This window comes from Sinorhizobium sojae CCBAU 05684 (genome assembly GCF_002288525.1).
Lineage (GTDB): Bacteria > Pseudomonadota > Alphaproteobacteria > Rhizobiales > Rhizobiaceae > Sinorhizobium > Sinorhizobium sojae.
Genome location: NZ_CP023067.1, coordinates 1,074,395 through 1,090,002 on the forward strand (window position 1 = coordinate 1,074,395; position 15,608 = coordinate 1,090,002).

Consider the following 15,608-nt stretch of genomic DNA (forward strand, 5'->3'; position numbering starts at 1 on the left):
ATGATTCCATCTCGCCATGACCGATGCGGCCGATCAGCTTCCCGACGACCTTGCCAGCGCGCATGCGATGATCCTCGCCGAGCGCGCGGCACGCCGTGAAGCCGAGGCCGTTGCTGCCCGAGCCCAGGCAGTGAACTCGCATTCGGATGCGCTGATTGCCAGGTTGAGGCTGGAGATCGAGAAGCTCAAGCGCGACATTCATGGCAGCCGCTCGGAGCGCAAGGCGCGGCTTCTTGAGCAGATGGAATTGCAGCTCGAAGAGTTGGAGGCGGACGCCAGCCAGGACGAATTGGCCGCTGAACTGGCGGCACGATCCTCGACGGTTCGGGCCTTCGAGCGCAAGCGTCCATCGCGCAAGCCGTTTCCGGAGCACCTGCCGCGCGAACGCGTCGTCATTGCTCCGCCAACAAGCTGCCCATGCTGCGGCTCGGCCAAGCTGGCGAAACTGGGCGAGGACATTGCCGAGACGCTGGAAGTGATCCCGCGCCAGTGGAAGGTCATCCAGACGGTGCGCGAGAAGTTCTCCTGCCGCGAATGCGAGAAGATCGCCCAGCCACCGGCCCCTTTCCATGTGACGCCGCGCGGTTTTGCAGGGCCAAACCTGCTGGCGATGATCCTGTTTGAGAAGTTCGGCCAGCATCAACCGCTGAACCGGCAAAGTGAACGCTATGCCCGCGAGGGTGTCGACCTCAGCCTCTCGACGCTTGCCGACCAGGTGGGGCTTGCGCCGCGGTCTTGAAGCCCTTGCACGGATTGATCGAGGCGCATGTGCTGACCGCCGAGCGTCTACATGGCGATGACACGACCGTGCCGATCCTGGCGAAGGGCAAGACCGATACCGGGCGGATTTGGACCTATGTCAGGGACGATCGGCCGTTCAGCGGAACGTCGCCGCCAGCCGCCCTCTACTATGCCTCCCGCGATCGGCGGCAGGAACATCCCGAGCGCCATCTAAAGACCTTCACCGGCATTCTGCAGGCCGACGCCTATGGCGGCTACAACCCGCTCTTCAAAATGGACCGCGATTCTGGTCCGCTGACCCAGGCATTGTGCTGGTCGCATTCGCGTCGCAAGTTCTTCGTGCTTGCCGACATCGCCACCAACGCCAAACGGGGAAAGAACGCCACGCCGATCTCGCCGGTGGCGCTCGAGGCCGTGAAACGGATCGATGCCCTGTTCGATATCGAGCGTGACATCAATCGTCTCGCTGCAAGTGAAAGACTGGCGCGACGCCAGCGGGACAGCCGTCGTCTTGTCGAAGAGCTTGAGGCCTGGATGCGGGCCGAGCGGACAAAGCTGTCGCGCAGCTCTCCGGTCGCCGAGCCGATCGACTACATGCTAAAGCGCTGGGAGGGCTTTACGTCCTTCCTGGGCGACGGTCGGATTTGCCTGACCAACAATGCCGCCGAACGCGCTCTGCGCGGCTTCGCTCTCGGCAGGAAGTCGTGGCTGTTTGCGGGTTCTGATCGTGGTGCTGATCGCGCCGCCTTCATGGCGACGATGATCATGACGGCCAAGCTCAACGACGTCGATCCGCAGGCTTGGCTTGCCGACGTTCTCGCGCGTATCGCTGACACGCCGACAACAAAGCTTGCAGAGCTGCTGCCGTGGAATTGGACAGGTCCGCGGCCTATGATGGCTTTGGCATCATGACCGTCGATCGCATCGCCAGGCTACATATCCAACTCGACGATATCGAGCCTTTGATCTGGCGCAGGGTCGAGGTTCCACTCACGATGAGCTTGAAGGGGCTCCACGATGTCATTCAGGCCGTGATGCTGTTCGAGGATTATCATCTGTTCGAGTTCGAGGCTGGTGGGCGATGTTACGATGTGCCGGATCCAGAAGACCTCTACGAACGCAAAACCTTTGCTGCTCGCAACGTCCGCATAGCGGCACTCATCGAGCGTGGGATCGCGACCTTTAGCTACACCTATGACTTTGGTGATAACTGGCGGCACACTATCACGGTCGAGGCAGTGGAGGATGGAAACCCCAGCATCGAATATCCGCGCTTCATCGATGGTGAGCGCAGAGCGCCGCCGGAAGATGTTGGCAGCACCTCGGGGTTCGAGGAATTCCTGAACGTCATGGCGAAGCCACGGCATGCGCAGCATCGAGAGTTCGTGCGTTGGTATGGTGGCCGCTTCGACCCAGAAGATTTAAGCGTTGATATCATTCAAGACCGTGTCGCTAAAATTGCCCGCCGTCGGACACTTGGAAAAGCTGGATTTGCGAAGAGCCAAAACCAGCAGCACTGACCAAATCTGAAAACACAGAACGAGGCATCATGGGCTACCGCAACTCTGCCCTCTACACCCTGAAATATGTCGCCGCGATGCTTGATGAGGACGAAGACTTCTTGCGAGAATGTTCGATTGAGATGTTCTCTGAAGATGGCTGCTTGTGGGCATATGATGACTATCCGGCCTCGGAGCTCAGCGAGCACATCATCTTGTTCACCCAAGTGGGGATCGAAAACCTTCAACAGATTATCCGCAATCTTCGCGGAATTGGCGACCCGCCATCGAAACCAGTGGCAGAAAGAAATCGCAAAAAGCCTCGGCTACTGCGGTCCTGACCGGATGGTTACGCACGGACGTCATCGACGCCGTCTTCGCCGACGGACTCGATGCTGAACTCGACGAGCATCTCCAGGCAATCTTCGACTTCTCGGCGCGGCTGTCGACGACGCCGCCGGAGGCGACGGAGTCCGATGCGCAGGCGCTGACGGACGTCGGTTTCTCCGAGTTGGAGTGTCTCGATCTCGTTCTCTCGTCTGCGATCTTCGGTTGGGCGAACCGGCTAATGCATACGCTCGGTGAGCCGCTGGCGGACTGAATATGATACGAACCGTGACCGCAGGCGCCGGTCTGCGCTTGTCACGCATCATCTGCAGCGCAGCGATGAGATCGTCACGTTGAGTCCGGCCGTCCGAGAACAGAGCGACGGCCAGTTTGGAGATCATGGGTCTCCCGCCGGGCCAAGTTGCGGCGCATGACGAAGGCGCATGGCTGTTGCCCAGACATTCAACCACGATTCCACATATTGGTTAAGGGCTGGGGGAGACGACGGGCATTTCATCTTCCAGCTCGAGCAAGTGACCGAGCCTGGCCCCTCGCTATCTCGCTAATAACTCCCTGCGTTCGTGCTTCGTTATCGCATCCGATGTCGTAGGAGAGGCATCACCCGGCGCTGACAACTCTGTATCCGGATGGCCTGTTTTGGCCGGTCCAGTCGTTCCCGCCACGGTTCATGAACGACCGCTGTGCGCCCCATTTCAGTCCTTGAGGATAGACGTTAAACGCCCCGGAAGCGGACGGTCCGGTTTCCTCGCCGCCTCCAGTAGCGATCAGAGCGCCGGCGGCCGTGTCGGTTACATTTGACCGGTCGAATGCGGGGATATCTGAATTTTAAGCTACCCGTACACGATCCAAGTGTGGTTTGTTTCACGCCCAGGGCGATCGGACTCGCCCATCATGCCGACAACGCCGAGCGGCCATCAAGAGACGAGATAAACTTAATGATGGGCCTTCACTGCGATCGTTGAAAGCCACTTTAGCGGACATCCGGGGCTTAGGATTTCCACCAAACCGCGAACGCATCTCGGTAGTCGAAGGGGGCGATGGATAGTCGTGTTTGCTGATGTGAACCAACGCTAAGCGCGCCGTTAGTCTGGGTGTCTCCGAAAGATCGAAGTCGAGTACCTCTCCAAGCCGAGAGGGAGCCTTAAAGTCGATTTCGAGCGATGCTACTGGGATTGCGCTTTCCAACTCCCCCATGGATCCTCGCGAAATCGATGCCGACGACATCTGCGAACCAGTCTTCGACGGTCGCTTTAATCATTTCACGTAGCGCGGATAGAATACGATCCCGGCGGGATCACAGTACGGGAACCGAACGAGTTCATTTCGTTGGGATATTCGGCGTCTCCTTCAAAACCTAGGACACCAAGATCGCCCGGAAATCGTTGACGTTCGTGCCGGTGGGCCCGCAGACGAACAGATCTCCCACGGCTTCGAAGGCAGTCCATGCGTCATTGTTCATAAGATGGTTTTCGGCGCGGATACCACGATCGAGCATTCGGTCGATGGTCCCGCTGTCCACGAACGCTCCGGCGTTGTCCTCGCTTCCGTCTATCCCATCGGTGTCCGCAGCGAGAGCGTGCACCCGATCGGTCGAAGAGATGGAAAGGGCGAGGGAAAGAAGAAACTCGGTGTTTCGTCCTCCCTTTCCCTTACCCTTCACGGTCACCGTCGTTTCGCCTCCGGAGAGGAGGACGACCGGGCGCGCGAATGGTCGGGCGTTGTTTTCGATCTCTCTGGCAAGAGCGGCGTGAAACGCACCGGCCTCACGCGCCTCTCCCTCGAGGGAGTCCGACAGTATTACTGCGGGGATACCGATCCTCTCGGAAGCAGCGGCGGCGGCCTCCAATGAGACCTTCGCCGATGCCACAACGCTCACCGTGTTTCCTTCGAACGCGCGATCGTCGGGCAAGGGAGCAGGCTTAGGCGAGCGAATGTGGTCGATAATGCGGGGAGGAACTTCAATTCCGTACCGATTGATCATAGCCAATGCGTCTTGGGGCGTGCTGAAGCTCGGTATCGTAGGGCCTGAGGACACGAGCGCCGCTTCGTCTCCGGGAATGTCCGAAACGACGAGCGATACGACCCTTGCAGGATATGCCGCGGCCGCCAGTCTGCCACCCTTGATCCTGGAGAATTGCTTCCGGATCGAGTTCATTGCAGAAATCGGCGCCCCCGACTTGAGCAGTGCTTCGTTCAAAGCGATTTCATCCGCGAGGTCGAATCCTTCCGGTGGGGCTGGAAGCAATGCCGACCCGCCGCCGCAAATGAGCGCGATAACTAGATCGTCCGGGGTCAGGTCACTGACCAATTCAAGCATTCGCTGCGAGGCGAGCAGTCCTGCATCGTCGGGAACGGGATGTGAGGCCTCGAGAACCTGAATGCGCTCGCATTCGGTGCCATAGCCGTACCGCGTCACGACTGCGCCTTCGAGTGTGCTCGGCCATAGTTTTTCCAGAGCACGTGCAAGCTGAGCGGACCCTTTCCCGGCTCCCACGACGACGGTCCGCCCGCGAGGCACTTCGGGAAGAAAAGCGCGCATGCAGTGATCCGGATTTGCGGCCTCCACTGCGGCGTCGAAGAGGGTCACGAGGAATGTTCTATGGTCCTGCATGGCTGGCTTTCGAAGGTTATTAGGGATTGAATCCTGCGTATGGCTTCAGGGGAATGATATCGAAATCGATCATGCCGGCAGCGGCGAGCGGAAGCGTTGCAAGGTTTTTCCGCACCGCATCGATGTCCTCCGCTTCCACGATCTGGCATGCACCGGGTTGGTCTCCGCGATGCCAGATCTGTCGCGTAAAACCGGCGCTGTAGAGTTCGCGCGCTCTCGCACCCTCAAGAGGGACCATGGGTTCAAAATCGGTGTCTGCGAATTTTTCGGTGAGGCGACGGGAAATCACGAGAAACTGCAAGATCGACCGTCCTATCGAGCTATTGGGGCGGTGCTGGCACGCACGACGAGCCGGAGCGGAAGCTCGCGCTGTCGCATGTGCTGTCGCTGTGTGCTCGAAGCCAACAAGTAGTCGCCAGCGATCGTTCCCATTTCCCGTGCGGGAACTTCAACGGTCGTCAGGTCGGGCGTGGTCAGTTCCGCAATCTCGAGATTGTCGAATCCAAGCACTGAGATATCGCCTGGCACTGCGATCGCGTTCTCGTGACAATACTTTATAACGCCCGCAGCGATGATGTCGCTGCCACAGAAGATGGCTGTAGGCCGGCCAGGTCTCTCCATCAGGCGCTTCATCGCGTTGCGTCCGCCTTCAATTTTATAGGCGGACTCCAAGACCGCCACGCCAGCCTTCGCGATCCCGTTCCTTTCCACCTCCGCGACGAATCCATCGCGTCGAGCTGCAGCCCGGTCGTTGTTCTCGGTGATGCCGGCGATCATCGCGACGCGCGTATGGCCAAGATCGAGAAGGTACCTCGCTGCCATCCTGCCAGCCTTCTCGTTGTCAAAACCGATGGCGGCGCCCACGTCGGTCGATGCCGAGGTGTATGTGAAAACGTAGGCGATGTTCCGCTGTTCGAGCAGGGCGATTGTCTCGGGGCGATGGATGGTGCCAACAAGAACGATGGCTTCAACCCCTCGCTCTACAAGCAGTCGGACCTGCTCATATTCCATGTCGATATCGTAACCGGAGGTGCTGACGATGATCGAGACATCTTTTTCCGCCAGCCTCGCCTGCAGGGAGTTCATCATCGTTGCGTAGATCGCGTGATCCAGGGTTGGAATGACGGCGCCGACCAATCTGGATCGGGTTGACCTTAGGGCTCTTGCTGGCCCATTCGGAACGTAGCCAAGTTCCATGGCGGCCTTTAGAACTTTTTCCCGCACATGGAGGCCGACCTTGGGGTTGTTGTTGAGGACGCGCGATACCGTGGCCGGAGAGCAGCCGGCCTTTTTAGCCACGTCTCCGATTTTCGTATCCAGGCGATCCGTATCGATGGTCACATGCCTCTCCCGCGTCTTCCTGTGAAAACGATTTATTGCACGCGAACACTCGAAATGCAAGAATTATAGGACTTGTGAGAGGGCCATTGACACGAATGTGAAATTCTGAGAAAACGATTTCACGAACGCACGGGAGGAAACGCATGCTGTTAAACGGCATCAAAATCGTCAGCTTCTGCCACTTCCTTCAGGGGCCGGCAGCCGACCAGTATCTCGCTGACATGGGTGCGGACGTCATCAAGGTCGAGCCGCTTACGGGTGCCTATGAGCGCGCCTGGTCCGGAGCGGATGTCTATATTGAAGGCGTCAGCGGCTTCTATCTCTGCGCCAACCGAAACAAGCGCTCCATCGCGATCGACCTGAAAAGCCCTTCGGGTAAGGAAGTTGCTCGGAAGTTGATCAAGGAAGCCGATGTTGTTCTGGAGAACTTTCGTCCCGGCGTCTTCGCGCGCCTCGGCTTCGATGATGAAGAACTCAAGCGCCTGAATCCGACCCTCATCTTCGCCTCTGCAAGCGGTTTTGGATCTAGCGGGCCGATGCTCGGCAAGCCGGGTCAGGATCTGCTCGTCCAGGCGCGCTCAGGTTTGATCAGCGTGACCGGCAGCCCACAGAGCGGTCCGACGCCTGTCGGGGCCGCGGTCGTGGATCAGCACGGTGGGGCTCTTCTTGCGATGGGTATCCTCGGGGCGCTCGTTCGCCGCTTCCGGGAAGGCAAAGGAACACGTGTCGAAGGTAGTCTGCTGAATTCTGGCATCGATCTGCAGACGGAACCGCTTGTAAATTGGTTCGCCGGGCAGATCGAGCGCAATGCGCTCGACCGTCAGAAGAACCTCGCTACCTGGTTCCATCAGGCCCCCTACGGCGTGTACCCGGCAAGCGACGGCCATGTCGTTGTTTCATTGTGCGAGACAAAGGATCTGGCTGAGGCTGTTGAAAGCCACGCGTTGCGTGAGTTGGTTGGCCGCAATCGGTATGAAGAGCGAGATGCATTCGCAAAGGCACTCGCCGATGCGACGGCGAAGTTCTCGATGGCGGAACTCGAAGAGCGTTTCGATCGTCACAATGTCTGGTGGGCGCCGGTCAACTACTATGACGACCTTCTTTACGACCCGCAGCTCGTGCACTCGGAAGTGTTCCGCGAAGTCAATGTGCGGGGTCGGAAGATCCACTTGGTGAACCACCCGAACCGTTACGACGGCAAGGTTCCTGATCTTCGAGTGCTAGCGCTCGACATCGGGGAGCATACGCGTGAGATCCTTGCTGAGCATGGATTTACCCCGTCCGAAATTGAGCATCTCTTCGCTTCGAAGGCGGTCACGGCACCCGATGCTGACCTTGGAGAGAAGGGGGCTGCGTGATGGATATCTCGATCCGGGAGGAGAAGAGCATGGCCAGTGAAGCTGCCCCGCGGGGTGTTGCGATCGTGACGGGTGCTCGGCGTGGGATCGGACGCGCCATCTGCATTGAGCTGGCTGCTGCAGGGTTCGATGTCGCCGTTGCGGATGTCACGTCGGATGAAGGTGGGGCTGAGACAGTCAAACTGGTAGGCGAGCGCGGTCGTCGTGCCCGTTTCTATCAGGTCGACATCTCCAAGACAGGTTCCTATGGCGAATTTCTTTCGGCAGTCGAGGCAGATCTCGGCGTGGTGAACTGCCTTGTCAACAATGCCGGGGTCCAGGTGACTGAGCGCGGCGACCTGCTGGATGTGTCGGAAGAAAGCTTCGATCGGCTGCTGGACATCAACCTCCGTGGTACGTTCTTCTTGACGCAGGCGGTTGCGCGGAGGATGGCCGACCGGAAGGTGTCGCCTCAGGAGCGAGCCATCGTTTTCATAACCTCGGCGAACGCCCACTTGGTATCTCCGGAAAAGGGACCGTACTGCATTTCGAAAGCAGGTCTATCGATGGCCTCGCAGCAGTTTGCCCTCCGGCTCGCCGAATTCGGAATCCATGTCTATGAAATCCGGCCCGGCCTTATCCGGACCGACATGACCGCAGATGTCGTCGAACGCTACAGCGACGGTATCGAAAGCGGTGCTCTCTCGGCCATTCGGCGCTGGGGGCAGCCGGAAGACATAGCGCGCGGTATCGCGACGCTGGTTATTGGCGGCATCCCGTTCAGTACGGGCGATGTCTACAACATTGGTGGGGGTATGCAGGTTCCAAGGCTTTAGCTTTCGGAATCTGGAGAAAACGATTTCACATATTTTCTGGGAGGAAGGCTATGGCGACTCCAGCATTGGAGATGAAGGGAATCCATAAGCGATTTCCAGGCGTCTACGCACTGAAAAACGTAAGTTTTTCAGTCGCGAAAGGCAGCGTGCATGGACTGGTCGGAGAAAACGGGGCCGGGAAATCGACGCTCATGCGTATTCTTTCCGGGGCCTATCAGGCATCGGAGGGCACGGTCGCTATCGATGGGAGGGATATCGACAATCCCAATCCTGAAAAGATGCTCGCCCTCGGTGTCGCGGTTATCTATCAGGAACTGGCCCAGGCGCCGCATCTGACCGTGGCCGAGAACATCTATCTTGGCCGGCTTCCCAAGACTAGCATTGGAACAGTCGATTGGAGGAAGGCTCGCTCGGATGCCCGTGCGATCCTCAGCAAGCTCAACTTCAATGTGGATCCCGCTGCACGCATCGATCGCTTGAGCGTCGCCCAGCGGCAGATGGTCGAGATTGCCAAGGCCGTCTCTCGGGACGCGCGTATTATCGTCCTTGACGAGCCATCGGCTGTGCTCGGAGATAGCGAGCTGCACAACCTCTTTGAGCTCATCCGGACTCTCAGCCGGGAGGAGGGCGTGTCGTTTGTCTACATATCGCACCGCCTCAAGGAGCTCTACGAGATCTGCCACGATGTCACCGTCCTCCGTGACGGCCAAATGATATCGAGCGCACCGATTGAGGGCATCACAACGGCCGACCTGATCAAGCAGATGGTCGGTCGCGAGATGAACGACATCTTCCCCGCTCGCCCGGCTCCACAGAGTGAAATCCGGCTCTCCGTCGGCAATGTGAACCGCAGGGGTGTGCTGAAGGACATTTCATTCGAAGTCCGCCGCGGCGAGATCTTTGGAATCTGCGGTCTCGCCGGCTCGGGTCGCACCGAAGTCCTCCGGGCGATCGCAGGCGCGGATCGGATCGACAGCGGCGAGATCAAGATCGATGGCGAGAAGCTCGACGTTCGCAATCCGCGGGTCGCGTTGTCGAACGGTATCGGGCTTCTTCCGGAGGATCGCAAGACTGAGGGCCTGTTCCTTGATCAGTCGGTGGCCTTCAACGTCACGATCTCCGCATTGGGCGAGATGATGTCGGGTGGACTGCTGCGTTCCGGAAAGGAGCGGGAAAAGGTCGCCAACTACATTCGTCAGATGCGGATCAAGACGCCGTCCGGAGCGACGCGCGTCCGTACGCTCTCCGGCGGTAACCAGCAGAAATGCGGGATCGCCCGACAGCTCAACGCAGGCACGAGCATCTTGCTGGTCGATGAACCGACTCGCGGCGTCGACGTCGCGGCTAAGCGTGAAATCTACGAACTGCTCGTGCAGCTCACTTCGACGCTTGGCGCAAGCGTCGTGATGGTCTCGTCGGAACTGCCCGAAGTCCTTGGGATGTGCGACCGCATCATGGTCATGAGGCAGGGATCGGTTTCCGCCATCGTCGATGGCAAGGGCGCTACCGAAGAATCCCTGATGTCGCACGCGGTATGGAATTGAGGAGAATGGAAATGTCCACACGTCAGTACACCCACTTCATCAATGGTCGTTTCGAACGCGAAGCCGCCTCCTATGTCGACCGCACGTCCCCGGCCAGCGGGGAACTGGTTGCTCGGTTCGCGAGCGGGCAGGTCGCGGATATGGACCGTGCTGTAGCCGCGGCCCGCGCAGCGTTCGATCATGGCCCGTGGCCGCAGATGAGCGGCATGCAGCGGACAGAGATCCTGAACAAATTCGCCGACCTCGTCGAGAAGAACTTCGACAGGCTGGTTCGCATCGAAGTCGAAGAGGTTGGCAAGCCTATCCGCTTCGCCAAGGGGGACATCGCTGGCTGCGTTGGCCTTATCCGCTACGCCGCTTCATTGGCGATGCAGATGTCCGGAACGACATACACGAACCTTGGTTCGAATAAGACTGCGCTGTTGATGCGGGAGCCTGTTGGGGTTGTCGCCCTGATCACGCCATGGAACTTCCCAGCGCTCATTCTGATGCAAAAGGTTCCGTTCGCTCTCGCCGCTGGTTGCGCCGTTGTCGTCAAGCCTTCCGAGTTCACCTCCGGAAGCGCTTTCGAACTGGCGGCGCTCGCGACCGAGGCTGGTGTCCCCGACGGCGTGTTCAATGTGGTCAGCGGCAAGGGCTCGGTCATCGGCCAGTCTCTGACGGAGCACGCCGACGTAGACTTCATCTCTTTCACCGGATCGACAAGGATCGGCCAGACCGTCATCGAGGCATCGGCGAAGCACATCGTGAAGACGTCGCTCGAGCTCGGTGGCAAGTCCGCCAACATCGTTTTCGCGGATGCCGATCTCGACGCTGCGGTCGACGGGGCATTGATGGGTGTCTTCTTCAATAACGGCGAATGCTGCGTCTCCGGCTCGCGCCTGTTCGTCCAGTCGTCGATTGCCGACGATTTCGTTCGTCGCGTCAGTGAACGCGCAGCGCTTTTGAAAGTCGGGAATCCTTTCGACGACGACACCGACATCGGTGCCATGATTGACAGCAAGCACCTCTCCAAGGTGATGAGCCTCGTGGACACTGGCCTCACAGAGGGCGCTAAGCTTCTGACCGGCGGCAATGTCGTGGAGAACAGCGCTGGCAATTTCGTCCAGCCGACGATCTTCGACCACGTTACGCCGAGCATGACGATATTCCAGGAAGAAATCTTCGGACCGGTCCTCAGCGTCACCCGTTTCGATACCCTCGACGAGGTCATCGAGCTTGCGAACAACAGCATTTATGGCCTGTCGAACTATGTCTGGTCGAAGAACATCGACACGGTGATGACGATCTCCCGCCGCCTGAAGAGCGGATGGGTGCAGGCAAACACGATCATCGACGGTGCGCCGCAGCTTCCTCTGACAGGCGTCAAGGGTTCTGGCTTCGGCTATGAAATGGGGCAGGCCGGCTTCGAGGAATTCACGCAGATCAAGACGCTGTTCCTCCACACGGGTCCTCGCGAACCGGTGTTTGCGAAATGAGCACCTCGCCATCCATCTCCCTGCTGGTCTCGGACGTCGATCGCACGTTGCTGACCCACGACTACGTTCTTCCGGAACAGGTGGTGGAGGCTGTCGGTCGGCTTCAGAAGAAGGGCGTGAGGATCGTGCTGGCTTCGGCACGTTCTCCGGAGGCGTTGCGGCCTTTTGCCGAGCGTCTCGGACTCACCTCCCTGGCAGCCTGCTTCAATGGGGGATGGATAGGCGACCTTCGGTCCGGCGTGTCGCTGGTATCGACGACGATCAATCGCGATGAAGGCCTAGCCGCCATGCGCATGGCGACCGAACTCGGCCTGAACGCACTCTGGTACGGGCATGATCGGGTCTCCGCGCTGGCAAGCAATCCGACCGTCGAGCACGAAGTCAGGATCACCGCCGAGACCTTGGGAATTGTTGACACTGTCGACGCCCTTCCAGGCCAGCCTGGCAAGATCATGTGCGTTCGCACCGATCCGAATGACGACACCGCATTCGATGCATTGCACGAAAAGCTTTCTGGATCGCTCTCCTTGGTCAGATCCCATTGGCGGTTGTTGGAGATCAATCCGCCGGGTGTCTCGAAGCGGGTCGCGATCGAGTTTCTCTCCGAGCACCTTGGAATGGGGAGAGAGGCATGCGCGGCAGCCGGAGACGCCGAAAACGACGTCGAAATGCTTCGTTGGGCGCACGTCGCCCTGACTGTCGGCAACGCTCTCGATGAGATCAAGGCTTTCGCGGCCTTTACGGGGCCGTCCTGCGACGAAGGCGGCATGGCCGCAGCCGTCGACTGGCTAAACAACCGGCTCTACGAGCCATTGAACTAAACGGGAGGAGAGAGGAATGGCCCACATGGCAACTCCTAGAGACGAGACGATTGCACCCCCGGCGACGGCGCGGGCGTGGTCGCTCATGCAAAGCCTTGGCCTGTTCTGGGTTCTCGTCGCGCTGTGCGCGGTGGCGATCTATCTTTCGCCGAGCTTCCTGCAAGTCGGGAACCTGATGAACGTCGGTCGCCAGATCGCGCTCTTCGGTATCGTCAGCATCGGCATGACCTTCGTCATCCTCACAAGAGGCATTGACCTATCGGTGGGATCGATCGTTGGCGTGGTCGCGGTAACGAGCGCGATGCTACTGTCATCCGGAACATCGATTCCGCTCGTCATGATCCTGGCGCTCCTCATGGGCGCTGCATTCGGTGCGATCAACGGCCTCGGCGTCGTCGTCTTTCAAATGCCGCCCTTCATCATGACGCTCGGCACGCTGGTGATGGGGCGTGGCATTGCTATGACCATCGCGAATGGAGAGCCGCAGAACCTCGGAGATGCGACCGACGCCTTCTATTTCCTGGGTGGCGGGTTCCTTCTTGGCGTTCCTGTTCCGATCTGGATCTTCGCTGGTGTTGCCTTGATCGCGTTCATCGTTCTCGGCTCGACCGCATTTGGCCGCCAGGTCTATGCCGTGGGTTCCAACGCCGAGGCTGCCCGTCTCGCCGGGATCAAGGTCGGCGCAGTGCTTATGTCGGTGTATGTCATCTCCGGCGTGCTTGCCGCGCTCACCGCGCTCATCACCATCTCACGCCTGACCGTCGGTGAGCCGACCGCAGGCACCAATCTCGAGCTTGAGGCCATCGCTATCGTGGTGATCGGCGGCACGAGCCTCTTTGGAGGCGAGGGTACCATCGTGGGCACCGTCATCGGCGCCGCAATTATCGCAGTCATCGCCAACATCCTCAATCTGCTCGGCATCTCGCCGTTCACACAGCAGATCGTGAAGGGGGCCATCATTATCGCTGCCGTGATGTTCGAAGTCTATCGCCACCGCCAGCGCGCCTGAATGCCGCCGCGTCATGGGGACGCGCGGATAGTTGTAAATGTCCATCCTCGGGAGGAGTGATCATGAATACCAGCCGTCGACAGTTTCTTACGATATCTGCTGCACTTGCCGCGGCAGGCACAGTCGGACTGCCAATGCGCGGTGCCCTTGCAGCCGACAAGATCAAGATCGGTTTCAGCCAGGGCACGATGAACCATCCGTGGCGTATCGCCATGGTCGAAGTGAATAAGAAGTTTGCGGCCGAGCATTACCCGGACCTCGACATCATCGTTACCGACGGCAACAACGACGCGGCAAAACAGGTCGCCGACGTCGAAAGCCTGCTTACCCAGGGCATCAAGATTCTCGTGATCTCGCCGCTCACCGAACAGGCTCTAACCCCTGTCGTAAAGGACGCGATGGCTCAGGGCATTCCGGTTCTGACCCTGGACCGCAAGGTCAACACAGAGGTGACCTGCCATCTCGGCGGTCTGAACCTCCCGCTTGGCGAAGGCGCCGGAAAGTTCCTGCTCAGTGCGCTTCCCAACGGCGGCAATATCATCGAGCTTCAGGGCACAGCGGGCGCATCCGCGACGAACGACCGTCACAAGGGCTTTGCGAGCGCGATCGCCGGAAACTCGGCATTCGAGGTCGTCGCTGACCAGAACTGCGACTACACCCGCGACAAGGCGGTGAAGTTCATGGAGGACATGCTCCAGCGCTTCAAGCCGGGCGAGATTCAGGCTGTCTACGCACACAACGACGAGATGGCGCTGGGCGCAATCCAGGTGATGGAAGCCGCCGGCCGCCTCGAAGGTGTGAAGGTGATCGGTATGGATGGCCAGAACACCGCGTTCCAGGCAATCAAGGACGGCAAGATGTCGGCCTGCTTCATCTATCCGTTCTGCGCTCCGGAAGGAATCGAAACGGCATACAAGATGGCCAAGGGCGAAACCGTCGACAAGGAGATCATCCTGCCGACCGTCCAGGTCTCCAGCGAAAACGTCGATCAGTATCTCGGCAAGGGGATCTGATCCTACCACGGAAGGGCCGCGTCGCGAGGATGCGGCCCCATTTTCGAAGAGAAGGAACAAGCGATGACATCCGTCAGCCACTATGACAATCCTCAAGGCGTGATCCCGGCAGTCCTGATGCCATTCACGGCCGACATGGGGATCAACGAGAAGGCTTATCGCAACCACCTCGCGGACATCAGCGCCGTCGAAGGCATTAGCGCGATCACTATCAACGGCCACGCGGCCGAAGTCGCATCGCTGACCGTGGATGAGCAGTTCCGGGCGATCTCGGTTACCAAGGAAGTCCTTCAGGAGCGCGTGCCGACTATCGTTGCAGTCTATACGAACTCGAGCCTGGAGGCTGCACGCATTGCCCGCAAGGCCCAGGACGAGGGTGCGAATGGCCTGCTGGTGTTTCCACCCGAGATAATGTCGCTTGGCGGGCATATGCGTCCGGAGATGATCCAGGAACACTACAAGCGCATCACGGATGCGTCGGATCTCCCGATCATCCATTATCAGTTCCCGCTCAATTCCAATCTGGCCATCCCGCTGCCAACGCTTCTGGAGCTGTGCGAACGCTTCCCCTCGATCAAGGCGATCAAGGACAACTGCGGCGACGGCAACCTACATGAACGCCAGATCCGCGAGTTGAGGGCACTCGACCGCCAGGTCCGCACGTTGACCACGCATAGCGGATGGCTGCTCGGTTCGCTTGCTCTCGGTTGCGACGGTCTTCTCTCGGGTGCCGGCTCAGTCATCGCGAACCTTCAGGTCGCGCTGTGCCGCGCCGTTAAGGCCGGTGACCTCAACGCTGCGAAGGCAATCAACGAGAAGATCTACCCGACGGTTCGGGCGTTCTACGATCATCCGCTTCTCGACATGCACAACCGCATGAAGGAGGCTCTTGTCATTCTGGGCCGTTGGGAGGAAGCCTATGTGCGTCCGCCGCTGGTAAAACCCACAGATGCCGAAATCGAGAAAATCCGTCGCTGCCTGGCGCAAGCGGGTCTCACGTCGGAAACGCTCTACAAGAAGGTCGCCTAGC

Annotated in this window: 14 protein-coding genes and 1 pseudogene; 12 read left to right on the forward strand and 3 right to left on the reverse strand. The window is 59.3% G+C overall.

What is annotated here, in order from left to right; genetic code table 11:
- The first annotated feature begins 16 nt into the window (after positions 1–16).
- The 4 genes and pseudogenes from tnpC to SJ05684_RS30280 all read left to right on the forward strand — a co-directional run.
- A protein-coding gene (gene tnpC, locus SJ05684_RS05315; protein ID WP_441347416.1) for an IS66 family transposase occupies positions 17–1,653 on the forward strand; the annotation gives its coding sequence in 2 pieces (ribosomal slippage) (positions 17–725 and positions 725–1,653; 1,638 coding nt in all).
- Complete coding sequence (locus SJ05684_RS05320) at positions 1,650–2,261, forward strand: plasmid pRiA4b ORF-3 family protein (protein WP_014857805.1); 612 nt, start codon at positions 1,650–1,652, stop codon at positions 2,259–2,261. Before tnpC ends, SJ05684_RS05320 begins: the two co-directional genes overlap by 4 nt.
- Before the next feature lie 29 nt (positions 2,262–2,290).
- Positions 2,291–2,581, forward strand: coding sequence for a hypothetical protein (locus tag SJ05684_RS05325; RefSeq protein WP_014330935.1), 291 nt, complete (start codon positions 2,291–2,293; stop codon positions 2,579–2,581).
- Between the two features lie 11 nt (positions 2,582–2,592).
- Positions 2,593–2,841 (forward strand): annotated as a pseudogene (locus SJ05684_RS30280) (carboxymuconolactone decarboxylase family protein); the annotation flags it as partial.
- 1,101 nt (positions 2,842–3,942) lie between these two features.
- On the opposite strand, the gene SJ05684_RS05335 reads toward SJ05684_RS30280, so the two are convergent.
- The 3 genes from SJ05684_RS05335 to SJ05684_RS05345 are packed head-to-tail and all read right to left on the reverse strand — an operon-like array spanning position 3,943 to position 6,540.
- The gene (locus SJ05684_RS05335; protein WP_034859530.1) at positions 3,943–5,199 is read right to left on the reverse strand and encodes a glycerate kinase type-2 family protein; all 1,257 of its coding nucleotides are present in this window, start codon (positions 5,197–5,199) and stop codon (positions 3,943–3,945) included.
- Positions 5,200–5,218: 19 nt separating this feature from the next.
- The gene (locus tag SJ05684_RS05340) at positions 5,219–5,500 is read right to left on the reverse strand and encodes a muconolactone Delta-isomerase family protein (protein WP_034859531.1); all 282 of its coding nucleotides are present in this window, start codon (positions 5,498–5,500) and stop codon (positions 5,219–5,221) included.
- Positions 5,501–5,511: 11 nt separating this feature from the next.
- Positions 5,512–6,540: a LacI family DNA-binding transcriptional regulator gene (locus SJ05684_RS05345; protein ID WP_244426739.1), complete on the reverse strand. Its 1,029-nt coding sequence runs from the start codon at positions 6,538–6,540 to the stop codon at positions 5,512–5,514.
- 143 nt (positions 6,541–6,683) lie between these two features.
- Here SJ05684_RS05345 and SJ05684_RS05350 point away from each other — a divergent pair, with 143 nt between their 5' ends.
- The 8 genes from SJ05684_RS05350 (at position 6,684) to SJ05684_RS05385 (ending at position 15,607) form a co-directional block, all read left to right on the forward strand.
- Positions 6,684–7,898: a CaiB/BaiF CoA transferase family protein gene (locus tag SJ05684_RS05350; protein ID WP_244426740.1), complete on the forward strand. Its 1,215-nt coding sequence runs from the start codon at positions 6,684–6,686 to the stop codon at positions 7,896–7,898.
- Positions 7,898–8,713, forward strand: coding sequence for a 3-ketoacyl-ACP reductase (locus SJ05684_RS05355; protein ID WP_050980228.1), 816 nt, complete (start codon positions 7,898–7,900; stop codon positions 8,711–8,713). Before SJ05684_RS05350 ends, SJ05684_RS05355 begins: the two co-directional genes overlap by 1 nt.
- A gap of 71 nt (positions 8,714–8,784) precedes the next feature.
- Positions 8,785–10,257, forward strand: coding sequence for a sugar ABC transporter ATP-binding protein (locus tag SJ05684_RS05360; protein WP_244426741.1), 1,473 nt, complete (start codon positions 8,785–8,787; stop codon positions 10,255–10,257).
- An 11-nt stretch (positions 10,258–10,268) separates the two neighbouring features.
- Positions 10,269–11,735 (forward strand): aldehyde dehydrogenase family protein, encoded by a 1,467-nt coding sequence (locus SJ05684_RS05365; protein WP_034859533.1) that lies wholly within the window; start codon positions 10,269–10,271, stop codon positions 11,733–11,735.
- Entirely contained in the window at positions 11,732–12,556 is an 825-nt protein-coding gene (locus SJ05684_RS05370) for a Cof-type HAD-IIB family hydrolase (protein ID WP_034859534.1), read from the forward strand. The genes SJ05684_RS05365 and SJ05684_RS05370 overlap by 4 nt, the downstream gene beginning before the upstream one ends.
- A gap of 25 nt (positions 12,557–12,581) precedes the next feature.
- Positions 12,582–13,565, forward strand: a complete 984-nt coding sequence (locus SJ05684_RS05375) for an ABC transporter permease (protein WP_172901112.1) — start codon at positions 12,582–12,584, stop codon at positions 13,563–13,565.
- Between the two features lie 62 nt (positions 13,566–13,627).
- Positions 13,628–14,578 (forward strand): substrate-binding domain-containing protein, encoded by a 951-nt coding sequence (locus tag SJ05684_RS05380; protein ID WP_034859536.1) that lies wholly within the window; start codon positions 13,628–13,630, stop codon positions 14,576–14,578.
- A 63-nt stretch (positions 14,579–14,641) separates the two neighbouring features.
- Entirely contained in the window at positions 14,642–15,607 is a 966-nt protein-coding gene (locus SJ05684_RS05385) for a dihydrodipicolinate synthase family protein (protein ID WP_034859537.1), read from the forward strand.
- The last annotated feature ends 1 nt before the right edge of the window (position 15,608 follow it).

What these genes read in the sequence shown, in the direction of transcription:
- SJ05684_RS05375 (WP_172901112.1), top strand. Translation starts at nt 12,582, where the DNA reads ATGGCAACTCCTAGAGACGAGACGATTGCACCCCCGGCGACGGCGCGG.
- SJ05684_RS05360 (WP_244426741.1), top strand. Translation starts at nt 8,785, where the DNA reads ATGAAGGGAATCCATAAGCGATTTCCAGGCGTCTACGCACTGAAAAAC.
- SJ05684_RS05325 (WP_014330935.1), top strand. Translation starts at nt 2,291, where the DNA reads ATGGGCTACCGCAACTCTGCCCTCTACACCCTGAAATATGTCGCCGCG.
- SJ05684_RS05355 (WP_050980228.1), top strand. Translation starts at nt 7,898, where the DNA reads ATGGATATCTCGATCCGGGAGGAGAAGAGCATGGCCAGTGAAGCTGCC.
- SJ05684_RS05320 (WP_014857805.1), top strand. Translation starts at nt 1,650, where the DNA reads ATGACCGTCGATCGCATCGCCAGGCTACATATCCAACTCGACGATATC.
- SJ05684_RS05385 (WP_034859537.1), top strand. Translation starts at nt 14,642, where the DNA reads ATGACATCCGTCAGCCACTATGACAATCCTCAAGGCGTGATCCCGGCA.
- SJ05684_RS05365 (WP_034859533.1), top strand. Translation starts at nt 10,269, where the DNA reads ATGTCCACACGTCAGTACACCCACTTCATCAATGGTCGTTTCGAACGC.
- SJ05684_RS05350 (WP_244426740.1), top strand. Translation starts at nt 6,684, where the DNA reads ATGCTGTTAAACGGCATCAAAATCGTCAGCTTCTGCCACTTCCTTCAG.
- SJ05684_RS05335 (WP_034859530.1), bottom strand. Translation starts at nt 5,199, where the DNA reads ATGCAGGACCATAGAACATTCCTCGTGACCCTCTTCGACGCCGCAGTG.
- SJ05684_RS05380 (WP_034859536.1), top strand. Translation starts at nt 13,628, where the DNA reads ATGAATACCAGCCGTCGACAGTTTCTTACGATATCTGCTGCACTTGCC.
- SJ05684_RS05370 (WP_034859534.1), top strand. Translation starts at nt 11,732, where the DNA reads ATGAGCACCTCGCCATCCATCTCCCTGCTGGTCTCGGACGTCGATCGC.